Genomic DNA, 16,916 nt, shown 5'->3' with positions numbered 1-16,916 from the left:
GGCGCGGGATCACGCCCGCGCCGCCCCGGCGGGATTACATCCCGTCATGCACCATCTGCAGCGGACCGGTGTTGACCGCGCCTTCGTAGCTTTCGCGCGCGCTGTCGATATTGCCGGTTTCCACGAAGAAGTTGGCCACTTCCAGCAGGAAGGTCTGGGTGCCGCCGCCGAGCCATGCGGCAGAGAGCTGATCCTCGACCGAGGGGAACTCGAAGCCGGCCATGGTGGCCGCGGTGGCGTCTTCGTCCATACCTGCGTCACGTGCGATTACCGGCAGCATCTCGTCGGTATGCTCGCCCGAGTTCCACATGGCGTTCATGTCGGCGGTGACCGACAGGAAGGCGGCCAGCAGTTCCGGCTCTTCTTCCGCGAAGGAGGCGGGGACCGAGGTCACGTCGAAGACGTAGATGCCCAGTTCCTGCTTTTCCGCGCCGGTGAGCAGCACGTTGCCATGTTCCAGCATGCGGCGCAGCGCACCGCCCCAGCCGCAGGCCATGTCGAGCGAGCCCTGGGCCAGTGCGGCCGCCGAGTCGGCCGGGGCCATGTCGACGATTTCCAGCGAGCTTACGTCGACGCCGAAATGTTCCATCTGACGCAGGAAGCCATAATGCGCGGCGGTGCCGATCGGCACGCCCACGCGGCGGCCTTCCAGCTCGGCCACGTTGGAGGCGTCGATTTCAAGCGATTCATGCACGACGCAGTTGTCGTTGTCGGAATAGCTGACGGCCACGTCGACAACCTGGATGTCCTGGCCCGCAGAGGCTGCAACCACGAAGGGCGGCACGCCCTGGCTGACCGAGATATGCACGTCGCCCGAGGCCATCGCCGCCGACATGGCCGTGCCGGTGTCGAAGGCGCGCCAGTTGATGGTCACGCCGAGCTCTTCCTCGTAGATGCCCATCTGCTTGGCGTATTCGAAGGGCATCGGCCATTCGAGGAAATAGGCAACGGTGATTTCATCGAGCCCCTGGGCGAAGGACGCGGTTGCGCCCATCACGAGGCCGACGGCCGTTGCGGAAAGTCCAAACTTCTTCATTTTATATCTCCCTGTTTGAGCGCAGCGGGTGTCGCGCCCACGCTTGTCGCACGTGTCAGCTTGCGAGCCTGAAAGCGCTTACGTCAAGGAAATCATCTGAACTGGCACCATGAATCGTTCTGACTGGACCGATAGTTTAAGCTCTGCCTTAAACCCGGTTTCGAGATTCTTGACATAAGCGCAAACACTTGGCGCAGCGCCCGATTTTCAGGCCTTGCAAGGATGGATGGACCGCAAGGGGCCTAGTGAATCGCCCCGCGCCCCTCGGCGATTTCCTCGGCGGCCTTTTCCAAGTCCTCCGGGTCCTGCGAAGCCACCGCGTAGCTGCCGTTCAGCCAGCGCCCCAGATCCACGTCGGCGCAGCGGCGCGAGCAGAAGGGGCGATATTTGGCATCCGGGTCTTTCTGGCAGATCGGGCAGGACATGGGCAGGCTTCCTTTCATCTGGTGCCACTGTGCCACCCCGCGCGCCGGGATGCCAGCCATGCTTGCCCCGCACGCGCCCCTGCCCTAGCGTGCCGCGCAGGGGAGAGTGCTCAAGATGACAGCCACCACGATCGGCGACTTCGACCTGGCCCGGATCGACCGTGCCTTCATCGACAACCCGTTTCCCACGCTCAGGGCGCTGCGCGAGAAACACCCCGTGCACCGGATGGCGGATGGATCGGTTCTGCTGACCCGGCATGCCGATTGCCAGAAGGTCTATCAAAGCCGCGCCATGCTGTCGGACAAGCGCGCGGAGTTCGGGCGCAAGTTCGGCGCGGGGCCGCTCTTTACCCATCATTCGACCAGCCTCGTCTTCAACGACCCGCCCTATCACACGGTGGTGCGCAAGCTGCTGGCCGGGGCCTTCACGCCGCGCAAGCTGGCCGAGATGGAGCCGCTGATCGAGGGCATTGTCGAGCGCATGCTCGATGAGCTGGAGGACATGGGCCGGTTCGACCTGATCGCAGCCTTCGCGATGGTGCTGCCGACCGAGATCATCTCGTTCATGCTGGGAATCCCGGAAAGCTACCGGCGCAAGCTGCGCGGCTATTCGCTGGCGATCCTGGGCGCGCTCGACCCGGTGGTCCCGCCCGAGCGGCTGGCGGCGGGCCATGCGGCGGTGACGGAGTTCGGGGCGATCCTGGCCGATCTCATTGCCCATCGCCGTGCCCATCCCGAGGGGGCCGCGCAGGGCGAGGTGCTGGAAAACCTGATCTTCGGCGAGGTCGACGGGCGGCACCTGACCGAGGAGGAGCTGGTGCAGAACTGCATCTTCCTGCTCAATGCCGGGCACGAGACGACCACCAGCCTCGTGGGCAATACCATCGCCATGCTGCTGGCCCATCCCGACCAGCTGCGCCTGTTGCAGCGCGAACCGGGCCTGATCGCGACGGCGGTGGAGGAATCGCTCAGGGTCGAAAGCCCGTTGCAGATCGGCAATCGCCTTGCGGGCGAGGCGCTGGACCTGGACGACTGCGTGCTGCCAGAGGGCACCTATATCCACACGTCGATCGCGGGGGCGAACCGCGACCCGGCGGTGTTCGAGGCCCCCGAAACGGTCGACATCACCCGCCGGCCCAACCGCCACCTGGCCTTTGCCAGCGGCATCCATGTCTGTCTTGGGGCGACGCTGGCGCGCATCGAGGGCAAGCTGGCCGTGGGCCGCTTCGTGTCCCGCTTCCCGAGGCTGGCGGCCGACGGCCCGGCCGAGCTGATGGGGCTGGCCCGGTTCCGGGGCTACGCGCGCCTGCCGGTCAGCATCCGCTGATCACAGCAGTTGCGTCAGCGGCAGCCGGTCGCGCTTGCGCTGCACTTCGTACATGCCAAGCGGTGTCCAGCCCGCCAGCACCACTTCGGCCCCGTCGATACGGAAGGCGCGGCGCAGCGCGTCTTCGAAGACGCGGCGGTCTTTCTTGGGCATGGGGGCCACGTCCAGCGTGATCTGCCCGCCCAGCCCGCGCAGGCGCAGCTGGCGCGGCAGGTCGCGCGCGGCGGCGATATTGGCCTTGAGTCCGGCGGCCAGCGACGAATCCGCGCCGGTGTTCACATCGACCGCGACCAGGGCCGAGGTGGGCTCGATCACCATCGACGCCCCGCCCGACAGGGGCACGGTTTCCTCGATGGCGGCGTCGATGGCCTCGTGCACGCCGTGATCGTCGAAACAGCCCGGCGCATCGCTGACCTCGTCGGGGGCGGGGTTGGACCAGTCGCGCCAGGCCGCGAGATGGGCGTCGGGCGCATCGACCAGCCATTCCGGATCGCCCGCCAGATCGGCGCAGACCGCCTCGGCCAGTGCGCGCATCTCGGCGATGTCCTCGGCGATCTCGTCTTCGTGGGCCTCTTCGGCGGCGCTGCGCAGGATGAGGCCGAAGCCCTCGGGCGCGCCGTCCATGCCCTCATGCGCCAGTTCCAGCAGGCGCTCGCGCTCTTGCTCGTCGCGGATGCCGCGGGCGATGTTGAAGCCGGGCGCATCGGGGGTGACGATGGCGAAGCGGGATTTGAACAGAAGCCGGGTGGTCACGGGCGTCGCCTTGCCGTCCAGCCCAAGCCCGGTGACCTGCACCAGCAGCGGTTGTCCGGGCGCGAGGCCCTTGCCCTGCTTGAGAAAGCCGGAACGGCCATCGGGCAGGCGCAGGATCATGCCGCCTTGGCCCTTGAGCGGCCGGTCGCAGACCCCGCGCAGGATGGTGCCGATGCCGGGGCCGGCCTCGTCGCGCGGGTCGATCAGCAGGTCGTTGAGCCGCCCGTCCACCATCAGCGCGGCGGCGCGGCGGCCATCTTCGAGTTCATCGAGCAGGACGACACGGCCCTTCATGATTGCCTCCAGACAGGCCAGCCCGCGGCGGCCAGAAGTTGAGCGGTTTCGGGCAGGGGCAGGCCCATGATGGCGTGGAAGCTGCCGCTGATCCACGGGATGAAGGCCCCGGCGGGGCCCTGGATGGAATAGCCGCCCGCCTTGCCGCGCCAGTCCTCGCTGGCGAGATAGGCGTTCAGTTCCACGTCCGAGAGGCGTTTCATCTCGACCCGGCTTTCCACCGTGCGCTGCCAGAGCCTGTCACCCCGGCGCACCGCGATCGCGGTGTAGACGCGGTGGCGCCGGCCCGAAAGCGCAAGCAGGAATTCCGCCGCCTCGCCCGCATCGGCGGGCTTGCCCATGATCCGGCGGCCAAGCGCCACGGTGGTATCGGCGCAGAGCACGACATCCTCGGGCGCGGCCTGAACGGCGCGCGCCTTGTCGCCCGCGACCCGTTCCACATAGGGGCGCGGCAGTTCCCCCTTGCGGGGATCCTCGTCGATATCGGGAGGCAGGATCGCGTCGGGCACGATGCCCAACACCCCCAACAGCTCCAGCCGCCGGGGGCTTCCCGATCCCAAGATCAGTTTCATCGAAACGCTTACTTGAAGCGGTAGTTGATCCGACCCTTGGTCAGATCATAGGGGGTCATCTCGACCTGCACCTTGTCGCCTGCCAGAACGCGGATGCGGTTCTTGCGCATCTTGCCTGCCGTATGTGCGATGATCTCATGGCCGTTTTCAAGCTCGACCCGGAACGTCGCATTGGGCAGGAGTTCTTTGACGACACCGGGAAATTCGAGCAGTTCTTCCTTGGCCATGGTCTCTCCTACAGTGGCTACCCGCGTCCTGTGCGCGGAATGGAGGCTAAATGCGCCCGATTGACAGGTTTTTCAAGGCGAATCTCACGAAAGGCTTCGAAGGGGCACCTGCGTGACCTGCGCCAGCCCCTCGGGCCAGTGGCTGAAATTGCCCACCTGCCCCGTCAGGCGGGGGGCGGCGATGGCGGCGGGGTCGACCTCGATGGTGACGGGACCGGGGCGATCGGTTTCGCCCTGTGCAAGGATCCCGTCGGAGGGAAGCCCGTGATCGGGCGGGCAGAAGTGGCCCGCGCGACCGGTGGCGTGGTCGATGATCTCGCAGCCCGCGACCTCGCCCACCAAGGGGGCCTGGACGACGAGGCACTGGTTCTCGATGGCGCGGGCGCGGCAGGACTGGCGCACGCGGGTCTGGCCTGCGGGAAAATCGGTGCAGGAGGGCACGAGGATCATCTCGGCCCCGGCCTCGCAGAGCGCGCGCGCCTGCAAGGGAAACTCGCTGTCATAGCAGATGAGCACCCCGATCTTGCCAAGCGCGGTGTCAAAGAGGCGCAGCTCTTCGCCTTCGACCAGGCCCATCTCTTCGCGCTCGTAGGACAGCAGGAGCCGCTTGTCCTGGTGCTGGACCTCGCCTGCCGGAGAGATGAGCCAACTGCGGTTGACCACGCCCCGTTCGGTCGCCACGGGACCCGAGCCCGCCACGATATGACAGCGGTGCTTGATCGCCATCAGGCGGAACTGTTCCACCCAATCGGCTGCCCGCGCGGCGGCAAGGTCGCGCCAGTCCATGACGCTGCCGGTGGCGGGCCCCGCAATGAGCGCGGCCTCCATCGCGGCGTATTCGGGGAACACGACAAGGTCGGCATCGGCCTCGCGCAGGATCGCGTCGAGCTTGAGTTCATGGGCGACCCAGCCGGGCAGCCGGTCGCAGGCATAGGCAACGGCGGCGATCTTCATAGGCGTTTCATCCAGAATTGAAGGGGTTTCTCGGTCTCGGTCGAATCGCCGATGTCTTTCCATGCGAAGCGGGCAATGGCCCCCGGCACGGGGGCATAGCCGCGCTTGCGCCAGAAGGCATCGAGCGGGCGATAGCCGGCCGGGCGCGCGGGGTGACTGTCGGGGCGCTGGACGCCGCAAAAGGCGGAATGGGTCAGGCCAAGCGCACGGGCGTGATCTTCCCGCGCGTCGAAGAAGGCGTGGCCTGCGCCCTGCCTCCGATAGCCCGGCAGAAGGACGGATTCGGCGCAATAGAAGATGTCCGACAGCGGCGTGTCGATCCCGGCCAACGCGCTGCCGAAATCGTCGTCATGATCGGTCATCGGCATACCGGTCGCCGCGCCGACCATGGGGCGCCAGTCGCAGGCTCCCCCCTCGATGGCGCGCGGGTTGGTGTAGAGCTCAAGATAGCGCCGCTCGTAGTCGAGATCCCCGTCAGAGAGATAAGGCCAGTCGCGGAACACCGCGATGCGCAGGCGCGCAAGGTCATCGAGGGTCGCGCCCACATCCGCGCCGAGGAAGCTGCGGAAGGCCAGGCTCATGCCGAGACCTGGGCCACCCAGTCGGCGAGGTTGTAATAGGTGACCACGCGGGAAATCTTGCCGTCTTCGAGCGAGAAGAACGTGCCTGCGGGCAGGACGTAGGTTTGCCCCTTCGCCTCGGGGAGCCCCTCATCGGTGACCAGGTAAGTGCCGTTCACGGTGAACTCCGCCGCCGCGCGGGTGCCGTCCTCGGAGATCATCACCACGATGTCGGTCAGCCGCTCGCTGTAGCAGCGGGACATGTGTTCGCAGAACGCGCGGAACTTGTCCGTGCCCACGCGGATGGTGCCCTCGTTGACGTGGTGGGCCACGTCTGGCGTCAGGCAGGCAATCATGCCCTCGGTGTCGCCCGCGTTGAAGGCGGCGTAATAGGCGTCGATCGTGGCTCGGGTCATGCGTCTTCGGTCTCCGTTGGGGGACCGAAACGGTCCTGCATGCGTTTGACCAGCATGTCGCGGGTCTGTCGATAGGCGTCGAGCTTGGCCTCGCGGGTATTGCCGATGCCCGATGGATCGAGGATCTGCCAATGCTCCACCTCGACGTGGAAATGGCGCGTCAGTTCCTGCGCGCGGCGCAGGCTGGCGGGCGAAAGCGCGATGATCAGGTCGAAGCCCGACAGGTCGTCGCCCCATTGTTCCATCTCGTCGAAGCTGCGCGAGCGGTGGCTTTCCAGCTCAACCCCCATCTCGGCGCAAACGGCAATGGCGAAGCCGTCTATTTCCAGGTCGTTATGCACGCCCACCGACTGCACATAGGCGCTGTGGCCGTAGAATTTCTTCATCAGCCCCTCGGCCATCGGGCTGCGGATCGCGTTGTGATCGCAACAGAACAGGACAGAGCTGGGGAAGTCCTGTGTCACGCCCGTCACCCGCCGAAATGCAAGACGCAGACGAGGGTGAAGAGCCGGCGCGCGGTCGCATGATCGACCTCGGCCTTGCCCTCCAGCCGTTCCTGGAGCACCCGCGCGCCCTCGTCGTGGATGCCGCGCCGGGCCATGTCGATCGCCTCGATCTGGCTTGGCGGCAGCTTCTTGACGGCGTCGTAGTAGCTTTCGCAAATCTGCCAGTAATCCTTGACCACCTGCTTGAAGGGCGAGAGCGAGAGGTGAAATTCCGCCGCGTCCTCGCCCGCCTCGGTATCGACGTCGAAGACAAGGCGGCGGTCGCGGATGGCAAGTCCCACCCGGTAGGGCGGCGGCGGCGCGTCTCGATCCTCGCGGCCCGGCAGGCCAAAGCTGTTGTCTTCGAGCAGGTCGAAGATGGCGACCTTGCGTTCCTGTTCGATTTCGGGCGTGGGCGCTGGCAGGCCGCTGTCGTCGATCTCGATGTGGCAGATATCGGTACTCATTCACCAGCCCCCTGGTTCAAACGGTCGAGCCGCGCGCGCACGGACAGCCCATGTGCCTCCAGGCTTTCCGATTTGGCAAGCGTTTCGGCGGCAGGCCCGATTGCTTTCAGCGCCTCGGGCGTCATGCGCGCCACGGTGCTGCGCTTGAGGAAATCCATGACCGAGAGGCCGGAGGAAAACCGCGCCGAACGCGCCGTGGGCAGAACGTGATTGGGGCCGCCGACATAGTCGCCGATCGCCTCGGGCGTCCATTGGCCCAGGAAAAGCGCGCCCGCATGCACGGTCTTGCGCGACAGCGCCTCGGGGTCGGCGACGCACAGTTCCAGGTGTTCGGGCGCAATGCGGTTGGACAGGGTGGCGGCCTCGTCGAGATCGCGCACGGTGATGATGGCGCCGAAATCGCGCCAGCTGGGGCCCGCGATGGCGCGCCGTTCCAGCGTTTCGAGGCGCGCCTCCACGGCGGCGGAAACGGCCTGCCCGAAGGCAGCATCGTCGGTGATCAGGATCGACTGCGCGCTTTCATCGTGCTCGGCCTGGCTGAGAAGATCGAGCGCGATCCAGTCGGGGTCATTGTCACGGTCGGCGATCACCAGGATCTCGGAGGGGCCAGCGATCATGTCGATCCCCACCTTGCCGAAGACGCGCCGCTTGGCGGCGGCGACGAAGGCATTGCCCGGACCGGTAATCTTGTCGACGGGGCGGATCGTGTCGGTGCCATAGGCCATGGCCGCCACCGCCTGCGCCCCGCCGATGCGGTAGACGGTGTCCACCCCGGCCAGTCGCGCGGCCAGCAGAACCAGCGGATTGGCCTTGCCGTCCGGCGTGGGGGCGCAGATCACCAGCCGCTCTACCCCAGCGACCTGCGCGGGGATCGCGTTCATCAGCACCGAGGAGGGATAGGAGGCCAGCCCGCCGGGCACGTAGAGCCCCGCCGCCGAGACCGCCGACCAGCGCCAGCCCAGCATCGCGCCCTCGGGGTCGGTCCAGTGGTGATCCTCGGGCATCTGGCGCACGTGATAGGCGCGGATGCGCTCGGCCGCGAGTTCCAGCGCGGCGCGTTCCCCGGCCGGAACCTGTTCAACGGCGGCGTCGATCTCGTCGCGGCTGAAGGCCAGCGTTTCGGGCGTCAGCGACAGCCGGTCGAACCGCTCGGTCAGTTCGATCACGGCGGCATCGCCGCGCGCGCGCACATCGGCAATGATCGCGGCAACGGCTTCGTCCACGTCGGGCGAGTCCTCGCGCTTCATGTTCAGAAGCGCTGAAAAGCGCGCCTCGAAATCCGCATCGCTGCTGTCCAGAAAGATCGGCATGGATCCCCCGCTTGTTGGCTTGCCATTCCATTAGCGGGCTTTGGGACGGGATTGAAGTTCCCCCATGTGCGATTTTTCGACCGGGCGCGGTATTTGACCTGAGTCAAGGCAACCTTCTCTTTCGAGGTAAATGGTTAACAAATGGTGACTCGCGCAACTATTCAGTGAGTCAACTGTTACAGTCGCATCTGAGAGCGGAGGATATCAGATGAAGATCAAGGCCATTACATTCGGCATCGCGGCAGCAGCCCTTGGCGTGCTTGGTGCTTGTAGCGCGCAGGCGCAATCGGTGGGTGAGCAGGAATACATGCGCTCCTGCGCGACCTGTCACGGGGTCGACGGAACCAGCAACACGCCGTTCTCGGACCTGCTGACCATGGCGCCGCCCGACCTGACAACCCTTGCAGGGTCGAATGACGGGGTGTTCCCGATGCTTGAGGTCATCCACCTGATCGACGGCCGGTCCGGCCTGCGTGGGCACGGGTCGGAAATGCCGATCTGGGGCGACCGCTATTCCAACGACGCAGATCTTGCCGGGACCTATGGTGCCGAGCTGATCGTACGCGGCCGGGTTCTTGAACTGGCCGAGTACCTGGCTTCGATCCAGCAGTGAGACCCTGCCCCGGCGTTCCTGGTGGGTTACCGTCCCTCCCCGTCAGAGCGCCCGGGTCATCACGATGAGATCGAGCAAGCGACCGTCGCGGGCCAGCGCCCGCGACGGTTGTCCCGCAGACCGGAACCCTGCCGCGAGATAGAACCGCAGGGCCGGGTGATTGGTCGAGGCCACCGACAGGTCGAGCCGCCTGACCCCCTGCCGCTTCGCTTCGGCCAGCAAATCCCTCAGCAAGCGCCGCCCAAGCCCCTGCCCGCGCCGGTCGGGGCGCACGTAGACCGCGCGCAGTTCGCCCTGCGTGCCCGTCACGTCGAGCGCCATGCTGCCCACCAGGTCTTCGCCGTCGAAGGCCCCCAGCACCAGCCCTGCTTCCAGTGCATCGGCAAAGGCCGCAAGCGGCTGGCCCGACAGCGGGTCATGGGTTTCACCAAAGGCTTCGGGGTGCAGGGCCAGCGCTTCGGCCCGCAGCGCGCGCCACGGCCCGGCATCGCGCGCCTTCAGGCGGCGCAGGCGGACCTGGTCGCGGCGGCGCAGGATCATTCGGGGTGGCTGGGGGTCTGGCGCGAGGGGGCGATATAGGGCCGCGTCACGTCGCGCAGCGTCACGTCGATGCATTCCACATCGAGCGCCACCGCCCCGTCACCGGCCAGCATCAGCGTGATGCGCCCGGTGCCGTCCTCGCCCGCGCTCCAGTTCAGCGCGAGAAGCGACAGAACCGTATCGGACTCGTCCCGGTCGATGCCCTGCGAGGCCACGGAGAGCACGTCCTCGACCACCAGCAGCGCCTGCACCCGTTCCGGCGGATGGGCCCCGATGCGCGGGCCCTCTTCCCAGCGGAAGCGGTTGATCAGAAGGGCGAAGCGGCGGCGGGCCCGGTCCCATGTCATCTCGGTGATCGGGAAGACCGCATCCTGCACGAGGGTCGAGATGACGTTGAGGTCATCGGCGTCCAGTGCCTTCAGCCGCAGCGGGGATTCGCCGCCATCTTCGAAGCGGGCATCAGCCATCGCCATGCACCCGTTCCACATGCGCCCCGCAGGCGCGCAGCTTTTCTTCCACCCGCTCGTAGCCGCGATCGAGGTGATAGACCCGGCTGACCACGGTTTCGCCCTCGGCGGCAAGGGCCGCGAGAATGAGCGAAACCGAAGCCCGCAGATCGGTCGCCATCACGGGCGCGCCGCGCAGCTTGTCCACGCCGGTCACGGTGGCGTGGCCGCCATGCACGTCGATACGCGCGCCCATGCGCACCAGCTCGGGCGCATGCATGAAGCGGTTTTCGAAGATCTTTTCTTCCAGCACCGACACGCCGTCGGCGGTGCACATGAGCGCCATCATCTGCGCCTGCAGATCGGTGGGGAAGCCCGGGAAGGGTTCGGTCACCACGTCAACGGCCTTCACCCGACCGTTCTTGCGGCTGACCTTGAGGCCCTTGTCGGTCTCGGTCACGTCGATCCCGGCTTCGTGCAGCTTGGCCACGAAGCTTTCCACCAGTTCCATCCGGCCGCCCAGAAGCTCCACCTCGCCGCCGGTGATGGCGGGGGCGAGCATATAGGTGCCCAGTTCGATCCGGTCGGTGACAACGGGGTGAGTCGCGCCATGCAGCCGGTCGACGCCCTGGATCTCGATGGTCGAGGTTCCCTCGCCCGCGATCTGCGCCCCCATGGCGCGCAGGCAGCGCACGAGGTCCACGATCTCAGGCTCGCGCGCGGCGTTTTTCAAAACCGTGGTGCCCTTGGCGAGCGTGGCCGCCATGACGGTGTTTTCGGTCGCGCCCACCGAGGCGAAGCGCAGTTCATGAACCGCGCCCTTCAACCCGCCGGGCGCCTTGGCATGCAGGTAGCCGTCACGCAGTTCGATCTCGGCGCCCAGCGCCTCCAGCGCGGTGATGTGCAGGTCCATCGGGCGCGCGCCGATGGCGCAGCCGCCCGGCAACGACACCTCGGCCTGCCCGTGGCGTGCCAGAAGCGGCCCGAGAACGAGGTTCGAGGCGCGCATCTTGCGCACGATGTCATAGTGGGCGAGGTGGGTGTCCGCCCCGTGCGAGGACATGGCCAGCACCTTGCCATCGTTCATCGCCGTCACTTCCGCGCCAAGCGAGCGCAGAAGCTCGGTCATGGTGCGGATGTCCGACAGGCGCGGCGCATTGGTCAGCGTCAGCGGCTCTTCGCTGAGCAGCGTGGCGGGCATGAGCGTCAGGCAGGCATTCTTGGCCCCCGCGATGGGAATCTGCCCGTTCAGCGCCGATCCGCCCTTGATGATGATCCGATCCAAATGCCCTGCCTCTCTGCTTAGCCGGCGTGACGGGGATGTGCCCCGCTCAGCCCTTGTCCTGCTCTGTCGTGCCCGCATCCCCGGCGGCGCGGGCGCGCGCCTGCGCCTTGCGCTTGCCCATATTGGCCTTCAGCGCCGCCTTGAGCCGGTCTTCGCGGCTTTGCGGGGCTTTCTTCGGGGCGCCCTGCCCTGCTTTCACTGGGGGTTTTGCGGTGCTCATGGCCCCTTCCATACATCCAAGGTGAAAAAGGGTCCAGATTGCGCTTGCACCATCAGGCGATTGAGTCTAATTCACCGCCCACGACGAACGGGGCCGCAGTAGCTCAGTGGTAGAGCGCACCCTTGGTAAGGGTGAGGTCGGGAGTTCAATCCTCCCCTGCGGCACCATCCCCCTCCGACATCTTCGCATCATCCACGGAGCCTGAACCGGGTCGTTCCGCCTGCCGTTTTCGGCCCGCGCACACCGGATTGTGACCCCCGGCAGGGGCACCGGGTCTTGTCTGGGGGCGGTGGAGGGGACACATAGGATGGATTGCCCATGCCCTGCGCCCGGTTGGAGACTGCCAAGATGTTGACCAGACGCCATTTCATCATGACCAGCGCCGCGCTTTTCTCGGCGCCCATTGCAGCCCCTGCCTGGGCCAACCCCTCGCAATGGGACAGTTGGGACGCGCAGGTGACACCGGCCAATTACGACCCGGCGACCACGAACCCTTGGAACCTGCACCCCCGTTTCCTGCCCACGCGCGTCCAGGCCAATGACGGCTTGCGCCCGGGCGATATCCACGTGGATGCCGTGGCGCGCTACCTCTACCACATCCAGACCGACGGCACCGCGATGCGCTATGGCGTGGCGATCGGGCGGGGCGATCTCTATGAGCCCGGCACCTTCACCATCGGGCGCAAGGCACGCTGGCCGCAATGGACACCCACCGCGGCGATGATCGCGCGCGAGCCCAATGTCTACGCGCAATACGAAGAGGGCATGCCGGGTGGCCCCACGAACCCGCTCGGGGCGCGCGCGCTCTACCTCTATGTCGGCAACCGCGACACCTACCTGCGCATTCACGGCACGCCCCAGCCCTGGTCCATCGGGCGGCGCGCCAGTTCCGGCTGCGTGCGCATGGTGATGGCCCATATCATCGGGCTTTACGACAATGTCGAAACCGGGGTGACGGCGGTGCTCTATCCCGCCGAGGACTGGGTTACCGCCTCAAGTTGAGCCCTGCGCGGCCGCCTCCGCATCGGTCATGCCGATATTGGCCTGCTCGGGCGAGCGCACGCAGATCAGCCGCCCCTCGCGGGTGCGCAGCGGCAGGTAGGTCGTTTCGACCGGCCCGGCCCATTGATACCAGTAGCAGCCATCCTCGGGCAGCAGGCGCACGTTTTCCAGGTTCTGCCCGGGGCGAGCTGCGCGATAAGGTCCACTGACATCTCCACCGGCACGCCAGGCAGGCCATCGGCACCGGGTTCCGGCGGGGCCTCGCAGGCGGCGGTCAGGGCAAGGATCAGCAGCGGGGCCGCTTTGGAAAAGGCATTCATCTCGAAATCTCCCGGGGTCGTCTGGCAGCACTAGGATACTTGGCCCCGATCCGCCAAGCCTCAAGGCTTCACCTTAACGTGTGATGACACCGGCTCAAGCCCCGGCTGACGCCCCCTGCCCTGTCAGCAGCCAGCGCAAGATCGGGTTGGGGAAGCGCCGCGCCACGGTGACGGCGTAGAAGCTTTCGACGATCTCCAGCCCGAACGGGGCCTCGGCCAGCCGGCCCGAGGCCAATTCGTCGGCCAGCACCACCGCGGGCGCGATGGCAAGTCCCGCGTTCTCGCGCGCCAGAAGGCGCACCATCGCCATGTCGTCCACCTCGGCGGCGATGCGCGGCGTGATGTCGAGCCGGGCCACGAGGCTGTCGAACCCGGTGCGGATCGAGCTTTCCGTGGGCAGGATCACCGGTTCGGCGGCCAGAAGGTCGCGCAGGCTGGCATGGCCCAGGCGTCCGGGCGCGCCGTAGACCCCCACCTTCTGCTCGGCCAGCCGATGCGCGACGACTCCCGACAACGCATCCTGCGCCGGGGGTTCCGTCGTCAGCACAACGTCGAGTGCGAGCGCCTGCAAGGCCTCCAGCAGCACCGTCGCACTGCCCGAGCGCAGCACGAGATCCACGTCACCCCGCCCCAGAACCGGGCGCAGGAAGCCAAGCTGGAAGTTGCGCGACAGGGTCGAGAGCGCCCCCACCCGCAGCGCCTGGCGCACGGTGCCGGTCTGGCTGAGCGTGGCCAGCAGCTCCTCGCCCGCGCCGAAAATGCGGTCGGCATGGTCGAGCGCGATGCGCCCGGCCTCGGTCAGCACCAGCCGACGCCCGCGCCGCTCGAAGAGCGCATGGCCCAGCCTTTCCTCCAACTGCTTGATTTGCGTGGATAATGCAGATTGCGACAAGTTCAGAAGATCCGCCGCACGGGTCAGGTTCCCCTCATGCGCGACGGCCCGGAAGTATCGAAGGTGATGGTAATTGAGCTGGCCCATACATCCATAAAATAGAACGATTACAGAAAAACAATGTATTTTTCTTTATATAACGGAGAGCCTACCTGACCGGCAACGCCGACACAGGAGACTTGAGATGACCTTCCTTCCCTTCGCCGCGCCGCTTGGCCTGCTGCTGGTCGCGCTCTGGCTCGCGCTCTCTCCCGCCCCGCGCGCCGGGGTCCGGCTGCGCCTGCCGGAATACGCTGCCCTGGCTGGCCTTGCCACCACGCTCGTCTCGGCATTGCTCCTGGCCGTGCAGGGCCCTGCAAGCAGCCCGCTTCTGGGCCTGGCCGGGGTCGGATTTTCGGCCCGGATCGACATCCTGGCCGTCACCATGGCGCTGACCGTGTCCTTCGTGGGATGGGTGGTTCTGCGCTTCTCGCGCACCGCGCTCGATGGCGAGCCGGGCCAGTCGCGCTTCATGGCCTGGATGGCGGCGGTGCTGGCCTTTGTGCTGCTTCTGGTGACGGCGGGCAACCTCGTGCAGCTGGTGCTGGCCTGGGTCGCGATCGGCAGCGGGCTGCACCGGCTGATCCTGTTCTATCCTGACCGCCCCCGGGCCGTGCGCGCCGCGCGCAAGAAGACGCTGAGCGGGCTGGTGGGCAGTGGCGCCCTGGTTCTGGCCGCCGCCTTGATGGTGGCAGGCTTCGGCACCGGCGACATCGCCGCAATTTCCGAGGCCGCCCGGGCCGGAGACACGCCGGGGGGGCTGTGGCTCATCGCGCTTCTGCTGGCGGTCGCGGCGGTGTTCAAATCCGCGCTTATCCCCGCCCATGGCTGGCTGACCGAAGTGATGGAGGCCCCCACCCCGGTTTCGGCGCTGCTGCATGCGGGCGTCGTCAATGCGGGTGGTTTCCTCCTGATCCGCTTTGCCGACCTGATGCTGGCGGTGCCCGGCGTGCTGGCCCTGCTGGCGCTTGTGGGCGGCTTCAGCGCGCTGATCGGCGCGGCGGTGGCGCTGACGCAACCGGCGGTCAAGACCGCGCTGGCCTGGTCCACGGCGGCGCAGATGGGCTTCATGGTGCTGCAATGCGGGCTGGCGCTCTTTCCGCTGGCGCTGCTGCATATCGTGGCCCATTCGCTTTACAAGGCCCATGCCTTCCTGGCCTCTGGCGGAGCGGTCGAGCAGGTGGCCTCGATCCGGCGACCCGGCCCGGTGGCGGTGCCCGGACTGGTCGCCGTGGCCCGGGCCTTCGGCCTTGCGCTGCTGATCTACGCCGTCGCGGGCCTGGCCTTCGGCATCTGGCACAAGCCGCCTCAGGCAGTGGCGCTTGGCGCGATCCTGATCTTCGGCGTCGCCTACCTGATTGCGCAGGGGCTGGCCGATGCGGCTCCGCGCGCGCTGACCTGGCGCACGGCGCTCATGTCGGGGGCGGCGACCATCGCCTATTTCACCCTTCAGGCGGGAGCCACCGCGCTGACCCATGGCACGTTGCCGCCGCCGCCCGCCCCTGACGGGCTGGCCTGGGCCACGATCCTGCTGGCGTTGGCGAGCTTTGCCAGCGCCGCCGTGGCGCAGGCCACCTTCCCGCTCTGGGCCGGGCATCCCGCCGCGCAGGGCATGCGGGTGCACCTGATGAACGGGCTCTACCTCAACGCACTGACCGACCGGATGACCGGCCACTGGTCCCCCAGGAAAGGATGACGTCGATGATCTTCCAGCATACCCAGTTCTCCGGCCCCGCGCTCGACCTTCTGGCCGGCGCACAGGAGGCCATCGCGCAGATTCCGCCGGCCTTTCCCCTGACCGCGACGGTCGCGGTGAACCCGTTCCTGGGCCAGGCGCGGGACCCGCGCCCCACCGCCGCTGCGCGGCTGGCGCGGGCTGGCGGGATCCGGATTGCCGAGCCGCGCGAGACACTGGCCGCGCGCCTTGCCGATGGACGCCTGACAGAAGCGGACCTGTCCGACGCTGCCAGCGCGGCGGGCCTGCCCCTGCATGCGCTGAAAGAGGCCCTGTCCACCCCCACGGCACGCGATCTGCCCCTGCCGACGATGGCGGGGCTTGCCCAGGCTGCTTCCGGCATCGACTGGCCCGAGTTCATCGCCGACCGGATCGGGCTGTGGGCCGCGGCCCATTTCGACGAGGGCCAGGCCCTCTGGCCTCCCTTGCAGGGCGGCGCGTTCCTGTCCTGGCGGCGATTTGCCAGCCGCGACCTGACCTCTGTCATCGCGGGGTTGCCGGGTTTTGCCGCCCATGTCGCCACCCGGCCACGCGATCCCCGCGCGGCTCTGGGGGTGGCTGCCGCCCGGATCGGGCTGCCGCCCGAGGCCGCGCCCGCCTATTTCCACCGGCTTCTGATGACGCTTGGCGGTTGGGCGCAGGTGACGCGCGCGCGCGGCTGGCTGGCCGAGCGTGATGGCGTCCAGGACGACAGCCTCCTGGCGCTTCTGACCATCCGGCTGGTGTGGGAAGCGGCGCTATGGGACCAGTATGGCGAGCAGATCGCCCCTTGCTGGCAGGCCGCACTGGCGAGCTATCGCTGTCCGCCTGTTGCCAGTGTGGCACAGCGTATCGAGCTCGCGCTTCAGGACGCGGCTGAACGGGGCGAAGAACGGCGGCTTGCCGCCCTGTTCGACGCTCCGGCCCCGGCCCCCGACGGGGGCCGCCCCGCGATCCAGGCTGCCTTCTGCATCGACGTGCGCTCGGAGGTTTATCGGCGGGCGCTGGAACAGGCCGAT

General features: G+C 67.3%; 22 protein-coding genes and 1 tRNA gene. 6 read left to right on the top strand and 17 right to left on the bottom strand.

The features are described from left to right. Positions 1–34: 34 nt before the first annotated feature. Both ACEQXV_RS07915 and ACEQXV_RS07910 read right to left on the bottom strand, forming a co-directional pair. A complete protein-coding gene (locus ACEQXV_RS07915) occupies positions 35–1,036 on the bottom strand; it encodes an ABC transporter substrate-binding protein (protein WP_370268619.1) in 1,002 nt (333 codons plus the stop codon). A 242-nt stretch (positions 1,037–1,278) separates the two neighbouring features. Continuing rightward, positions 1,279–1,461 (bottom strand): DNA gyrase inhibitor YacG, encoded by a 183-nt coding sequence (locus tag ACEQXV_RS07910; protein WP_370254474.1) that lies wholly within the window; start codon positions 1,459–1,461, stop codon positions 1,279–1,281. 115 nt (positions 1,462–1,576) lie between these two features. Here ACEQXV_RS07910 and ACEQXV_RS07905 point away from each other — a divergent pair, with 115 nt between their 5' ends. Then, positions 1,577–2,788, top strand: coding sequence for a cytochrome P450 (locus tag ACEQXV_RS07905; RefSeq protein ID WP_370268617.1), 1,212 nt, complete (start codon positions 1,577–1,579; stop codon positions 2,786–2,788). Here ACEQXV_RS07905 and ACEQXV_RS07900 read toward each other — a convergent pair whose 3' ends face one another. From ACEQXV_RS07900 to hisD, 9 genes are all read right to left on the bottom strand, one after another. After that, a complete protein-coding gene (locus ACEQXV_RS07900; RefSeq protein ID WP_370268615.1) occupies positions 2,789–3,835 on the bottom strand; it encodes a ribonuclease E/G in 1,047 nt (348 codons plus the stop codon). After that, entirely contained in the window at positions 3,832–4,407 is a 576-nt protein-coding gene (locus tag ACEQXV_RS07895) for a nucleoside triphosphate pyrophosphatase (protein ID WP_370268613.1), read from the bottom strand. The genes ACEQXV_RS07900 and ACEQXV_RS07895 overlap by 4 nt, the downstream gene beginning before the upstream one ends. Positions 4,408–4,415: 8 nt before the next feature. Further along, the gene (infA, locus tag ACEQXV_RS07890; protein ID WP_007205486.1) at positions 4,416–4,634 is read right to left on the bottom strand and encodes a translation initiation factor IF-1; all 219 of its coding nucleotides are present in this window, start codon (positions 4,632–4,634) and stop codon (positions 4,416–4,418) included. Positions 4,635–4,718: 84 nt separating this feature from the next. Beyond that, positions 4,719–5,588 carry a carbon-nitrogen hydrolase family protein gene (locus ACEQXV_RS07885; RefSeq protein ID WP_370254464.1) on the bottom strand — a complete coding sequence of 290 codons (870 nt, stop codon included), beginning with the start codon at positions 5,586–5,588 and terminating at the stop codon, positions 4,719–4,721. Continuing rightward, positions 5,585–6,169 (bottom strand): GNAT family N-acetyltransferase, encoded by a 585-nt coding sequence (locus ACEQXV_RS07880; RefSeq protein WP_370268611.1) that lies wholly within the window; start codon positions 6,167–6,169, stop codon positions 5,585–5,587. Before ACEQXV_RS07880 ends, ACEQXV_RS07885 begins: the two co-directional genes overlap by 4 nt. Continuing rightward, positions 6,166–6,564: a ketosteroid isomerase-related protein gene (locus tag ACEQXV_RS07875; protein WP_370268609.1), complete on the bottom strand. Its 399-nt coding sequence runs from the start codon at positions 6,562–6,564 to the stop codon at positions 6,166–6,168. The genes ACEQXV_RS07880 and ACEQXV_RS07875 overlap by 4 nt, the downstream gene beginning before the upstream one ends. Next, positions 6,561–7,028: a low molecular weight phosphatase family protein gene (locus tag ACEQXV_RS07870; RefSeq protein ID WP_370268607.1), complete on the bottom strand. Its 468-nt coding sequence runs from the start codon at positions 7,026–7,028 to the stop codon at positions 6,561–6,563. Before ACEQXV_RS07870 ends, ACEQXV_RS07875 begins: the two co-directional genes overlap by 4 nt. Before the next feature lie 5 nt (positions 7,029–7,033). Beyond that, positions 7,034–7,516, bottom strand: a complete 483-nt coding sequence (locus tag ACEQXV_RS07865) for a UPF0262 family protein (protein ID WP_370254469.1) — start codon at positions 7,514–7,516, stop codon at positions 7,034–7,036. Further along, positions 7,513–8,826 carry a histidinol dehydrogenase gene (gene hisD, locus ACEQXV_RS07860; protein ID WP_370254470.1) on the bottom strand — a complete coding sequence of 438 codons (1,314 nt, stop codon included), beginning with the start codon at positions 8,824–8,826 and terminating at the stop codon, positions 7,513–7,515. Before hisD ends, ACEQXV_RS07865 begins: the two co-directional genes overlap by 4 nt. A 208-nt stretch (positions 8,827–9,034) precedes the next feature. Between hisD and ACEQXV_RS07855 the strand changes: the two genes are divergently transcribed. Next, complete coding sequence (locus ACEQXV_RS07855; RefSeq protein WP_370254472.1) at positions 9,035–9,439, top strand: cytochrome c; 405 nt, start codon at positions 9,035–9,037, stop codon at positions 9,437–9,439. A 42-nt stretch (positions 9,440–9,481) separates the two neighbouring features. On the opposite strand, the gene ACEQXV_RS07850 is transcribed toward ACEQXV_RS07855, so the two are convergent. From ACEQXV_RS07850 to ACEQXV_RS07835, 4 genes are read right to left on the bottom strand one after another with little or no spacing between them, the layout of a single operon-like run. Further along, positions 9,482–9,979 (bottom strand): N-acetyltransferase family protein, encoded by a 498-nt coding sequence (locus ACEQXV_RS07850; protein WP_370254473.1) that lies wholly within the window; start codon positions 9,977–9,979, stop codon positions 9,482–9,484. Further along, positions 9,976–10,446 carry a DUF2948 family protein gene (locus ACEQXV_RS07845; RefSeq protein ID WP_370268606.1) on the bottom strand — a complete coding sequence of 157 codons (471 nt, stop codon included), beginning with the start codon at positions 10,444–10,446 and terminating at the stop codon, positions 9,976–9,978. The genes ACEQXV_RS07850 and ACEQXV_RS07845 overlap by 4 nt, the downstream gene beginning before the upstream one ends. Further along, positions 10,439–11,710 (bottom strand): UDP-N-acetylglucosamine 1-carboxyvinyltransferase, encoded by a 1,272-nt coding sequence (gene murA, locus ACEQXV_RS07840; RefSeq protein WP_370268605.1) that lies wholly within the window; start codon positions 11,708–11,710, stop codon positions 10,439–10,441. The genes ACEQXV_RS07845 and murA overlap by 8 nt, the downstream gene beginning before the upstream one ends. Before the next feature lie 46 nt (positions 11,711–11,756). Next, positions 11,757–11,930, bottom strand: a complete 174-nt coding sequence (locus ACEQXV_RS07835) for a hypothetical protein (protein WP_370252405.1) — start codon at positions 11,928–11,930, stop codon at positions 11,757–11,759. Positions 11,931–12,022: 92 nt separating this feature from the next. On the opposite strand from ACEQXV_RS07835, the gene ACEQXV_RS07830 reads away from it, so the two are divergent. Continuing rightward, positions 12,023–12,097: transfer RNA gene (locus ACEQXV_RS07830), tRNA-Thr, on the top strand. Positions 12,098–12,278: 181 nt separating this feature from the next. Next, positions 12,279–12,932 carry a L,D-transpeptidase gene (locus ACEQXV_RS07825; RefSeq protein ID WP_370268603.1) on the top strand — a complete coding sequence of 218 codons (654 nt, stop codon included), beginning with the start codon at positions 12,279–12,281 and terminating at the stop codon, positions 12,930–12,932. Here the strand turns inward: ACEQXV_RS07825 and ACEQXV_RS07820 are convergent. After that, on the bottom strand, positions 12,924–13,094 hold the full coding sequence (locus ACEQXV_RS07820; RefSeq protein ID WP_370268601.1) for a hypothetical protein: 171 nt from the start codon (positions 13,092–13,094) through the stop codon (positions 12,924–12,926). The two genes, ACEQXV_RS07825 and ACEQXV_RS07820, sit on opposite strands and share 9 nt — an antisense overlap. 252 nt (positions 13,095–13,346) lie before the next feature. Further along, the gene (locus ACEQXV_RS07815; protein ID WP_370268599.1) at positions 13,347–14,231 is read right to left on the bottom strand and encodes a LysR family transcriptional regulator; all 885 of its coding nucleotides are present in this window, start codon (positions 14,229–14,231) and stop codon (positions 13,347–13,349) included. A gap of 97 nt (positions 14,232–14,328) precedes the next feature. Here ACEQXV_RS07815 and ACEQXV_RS07810 point away from each other — a divergent pair, with 97 nt between their 5' ends. Together ACEQXV_RS07810 and ACEQXV_RS07805 are read left to right on the top strand one after the other, a co-directional pair. Continuing rightward, the gene (locus ACEQXV_RS07810) at positions 14,329–15,879 is read left to right on the top strand and encodes a proton-conducting transporter membrane subunit (protein ID WP_370268598.1); all 1,551 of its coding nucleotides are present in this window, start codon (positions 14,329–14,331) and stop codon (positions 15,877–15,879) included. A gap of 5 nt (positions 15,880–15,884) precedes the next feature. Next, positions 15,885–16,916 (top strand): putative inorganic carbon transporter subunit DabA (locus tag ACEQXV_RS07805; RefSeq protein ID WP_370268597.1); only part of this gene is annotated, 1,032 nt, incomplete at its 3' end.

This window comes from Nioella sp., assembly GCF_964229645.1.
Classification (GTDB): Bacteria; Pseudomonadota; Alphaproteobacteria; order Rhodobacterales; family Rhodobacteraceae; genus Nioella.
Note: the sequence above shows the minus strand (reverse complement) of the source record. Positions and strands in the feature narration are given on the sequence as shown.

What these genes read in the sequence shown, in the direction of transcription:
- ACEQXV_RS07865 (WP_370254469.1), bottom strand. Translation starts at nt 7,516, where the DNA reads ATGAGTACCGATATCTGCCACATCGAGATCGACGACAGCGGCCTGCCA.
- ACEQXV_RS07825 (WP_370268603.1), top strand. Translation starts at nt 12,279, where the DNA reads ATGTTGACCAGACGCCATTTCATCATGACCAGCGCCGCGCTTTTCTCG.
- ACEQXV_RS07910 (WP_370254474.1), bottom strand. Translation starts at nt 1,461, where the DNA reads ATGTCCTGCCCGATCTGCCAGAAAGACCCGGATGCCAAATATCGCCCC.
- ACEQXV_RS07835 (WP_370252405.1), bottom strand. Translation starts at nt 11,930, where the DNA reads ATGAGCACCGCAAAACCCCCAGTGAAAGCAGGGCAGGGCGCCCCGAAG.
- ACEQXV_RS07875 (WP_370268609.1), bottom strand. Translation starts at nt 6,564, where the DNA reads ATGACCCGAGCCACGATCGACGCCTATTACGCCGCCTTCAACGCGGGC.
- ACEQXV_RS07885 (WP_370254464.1), bottom strand. Translation starts at nt 5,588, where the DNA reads ATGAAGATCGCCGCCGTTGCCTATGCCTGCGACCGGCTGCCCGGCTGG.
- ACEQXV_RS07895 (WP_370268613.1), bottom strand. Translation starts at nt 4,407, where the DNA reads ATGAAACTGATCTTGGGATCGGGAAGCCCCCGGCGGCTGGAGCTGTTG.
- ACEQXV_RS07845 (WP_370268606.1), bottom strand. Translation starts at nt 10,446, where the DNA reads ATGGCTGATGCCCGCTTCGAAGATGGCGGCGAATCCCCGCTGCGGCTG.
- hisD (WP_370254470.1), bottom strand. Translation starts at nt 8,826, where the DNA reads ATGCCGATCTTTCTGGACAGCAGCGATGCGGATTTCGAGGCGCGCTTT.
- infA (WP_007205486.1), bottom strand. Translation starts at nt 4,634, where the DNA reads ATGGCCAAGGAAGAACTGCTCGAATTTCCCGGTGTCGTCAAAGAACTC.
- ACEQXV_RS07855 (WP_370254472.1), top strand. Translation starts at nt 9,035, where the DNA reads ATGAAGATCAAGGCCATTACATTCGGCATCGCGGCAGCAGCCCTTGGC.
- ACEQXV_RS07810 (WP_370268598.1), top strand. Translation starts at nt 14,329, where the DNA reads ATGACCTTCCTTCCCTTCGCCGCGCCGCTTGGCCTGCTGCTGGTCGCG.
- ACEQXV_RS07815 (WP_370268599.1), bottom strand. Translation starts at nt 14,231, where the DNA reads ATGGGCCAGCTCAATTACCATCACCTTCGATACTTCCGGGCCGTCGCG.
- ACEQXV_RS07905 (WP_370268617.1), top strand. Translation starts at nt 1,577, where the DNA reads ATGACAGCCACCACGATCGGCGACTTCGACCTGGCCCGGATCGACCGT.
- ACEQXV_RS07915 (WP_370268619.1), bottom strand. Translation starts at nt 1,036, where the DNA reads ATGAAGAAGTTTGGACTTTCCGCAACGGCCGTCGGCCTCGTGATGGGC.
- ACEQXV_RS07850 (WP_370254473.1), bottom strand. Translation starts at nt 9,979, where the DNA reads ATGATCCTGCGCCGCCGCGACCAGGTCCGCCTGCGCCGCCTGAAGGCG.
- ACEQXV_RS07880 (WP_370268611.1), bottom strand. Translation starts at nt 6,169, where the DNA reads ATGAGCCTGGCCTTCCGCAGCTTCCTCGGCGCGGATGTGGGCGCGACC.
- ACEQXV_RS07900 (WP_370268615.1), bottom strand. Translation starts at nt 3,835, where the DNA reads ATGAAGGGCCGTGTCGTCCTGCTCGATGAACTCGAAGATGGCCGCCGC.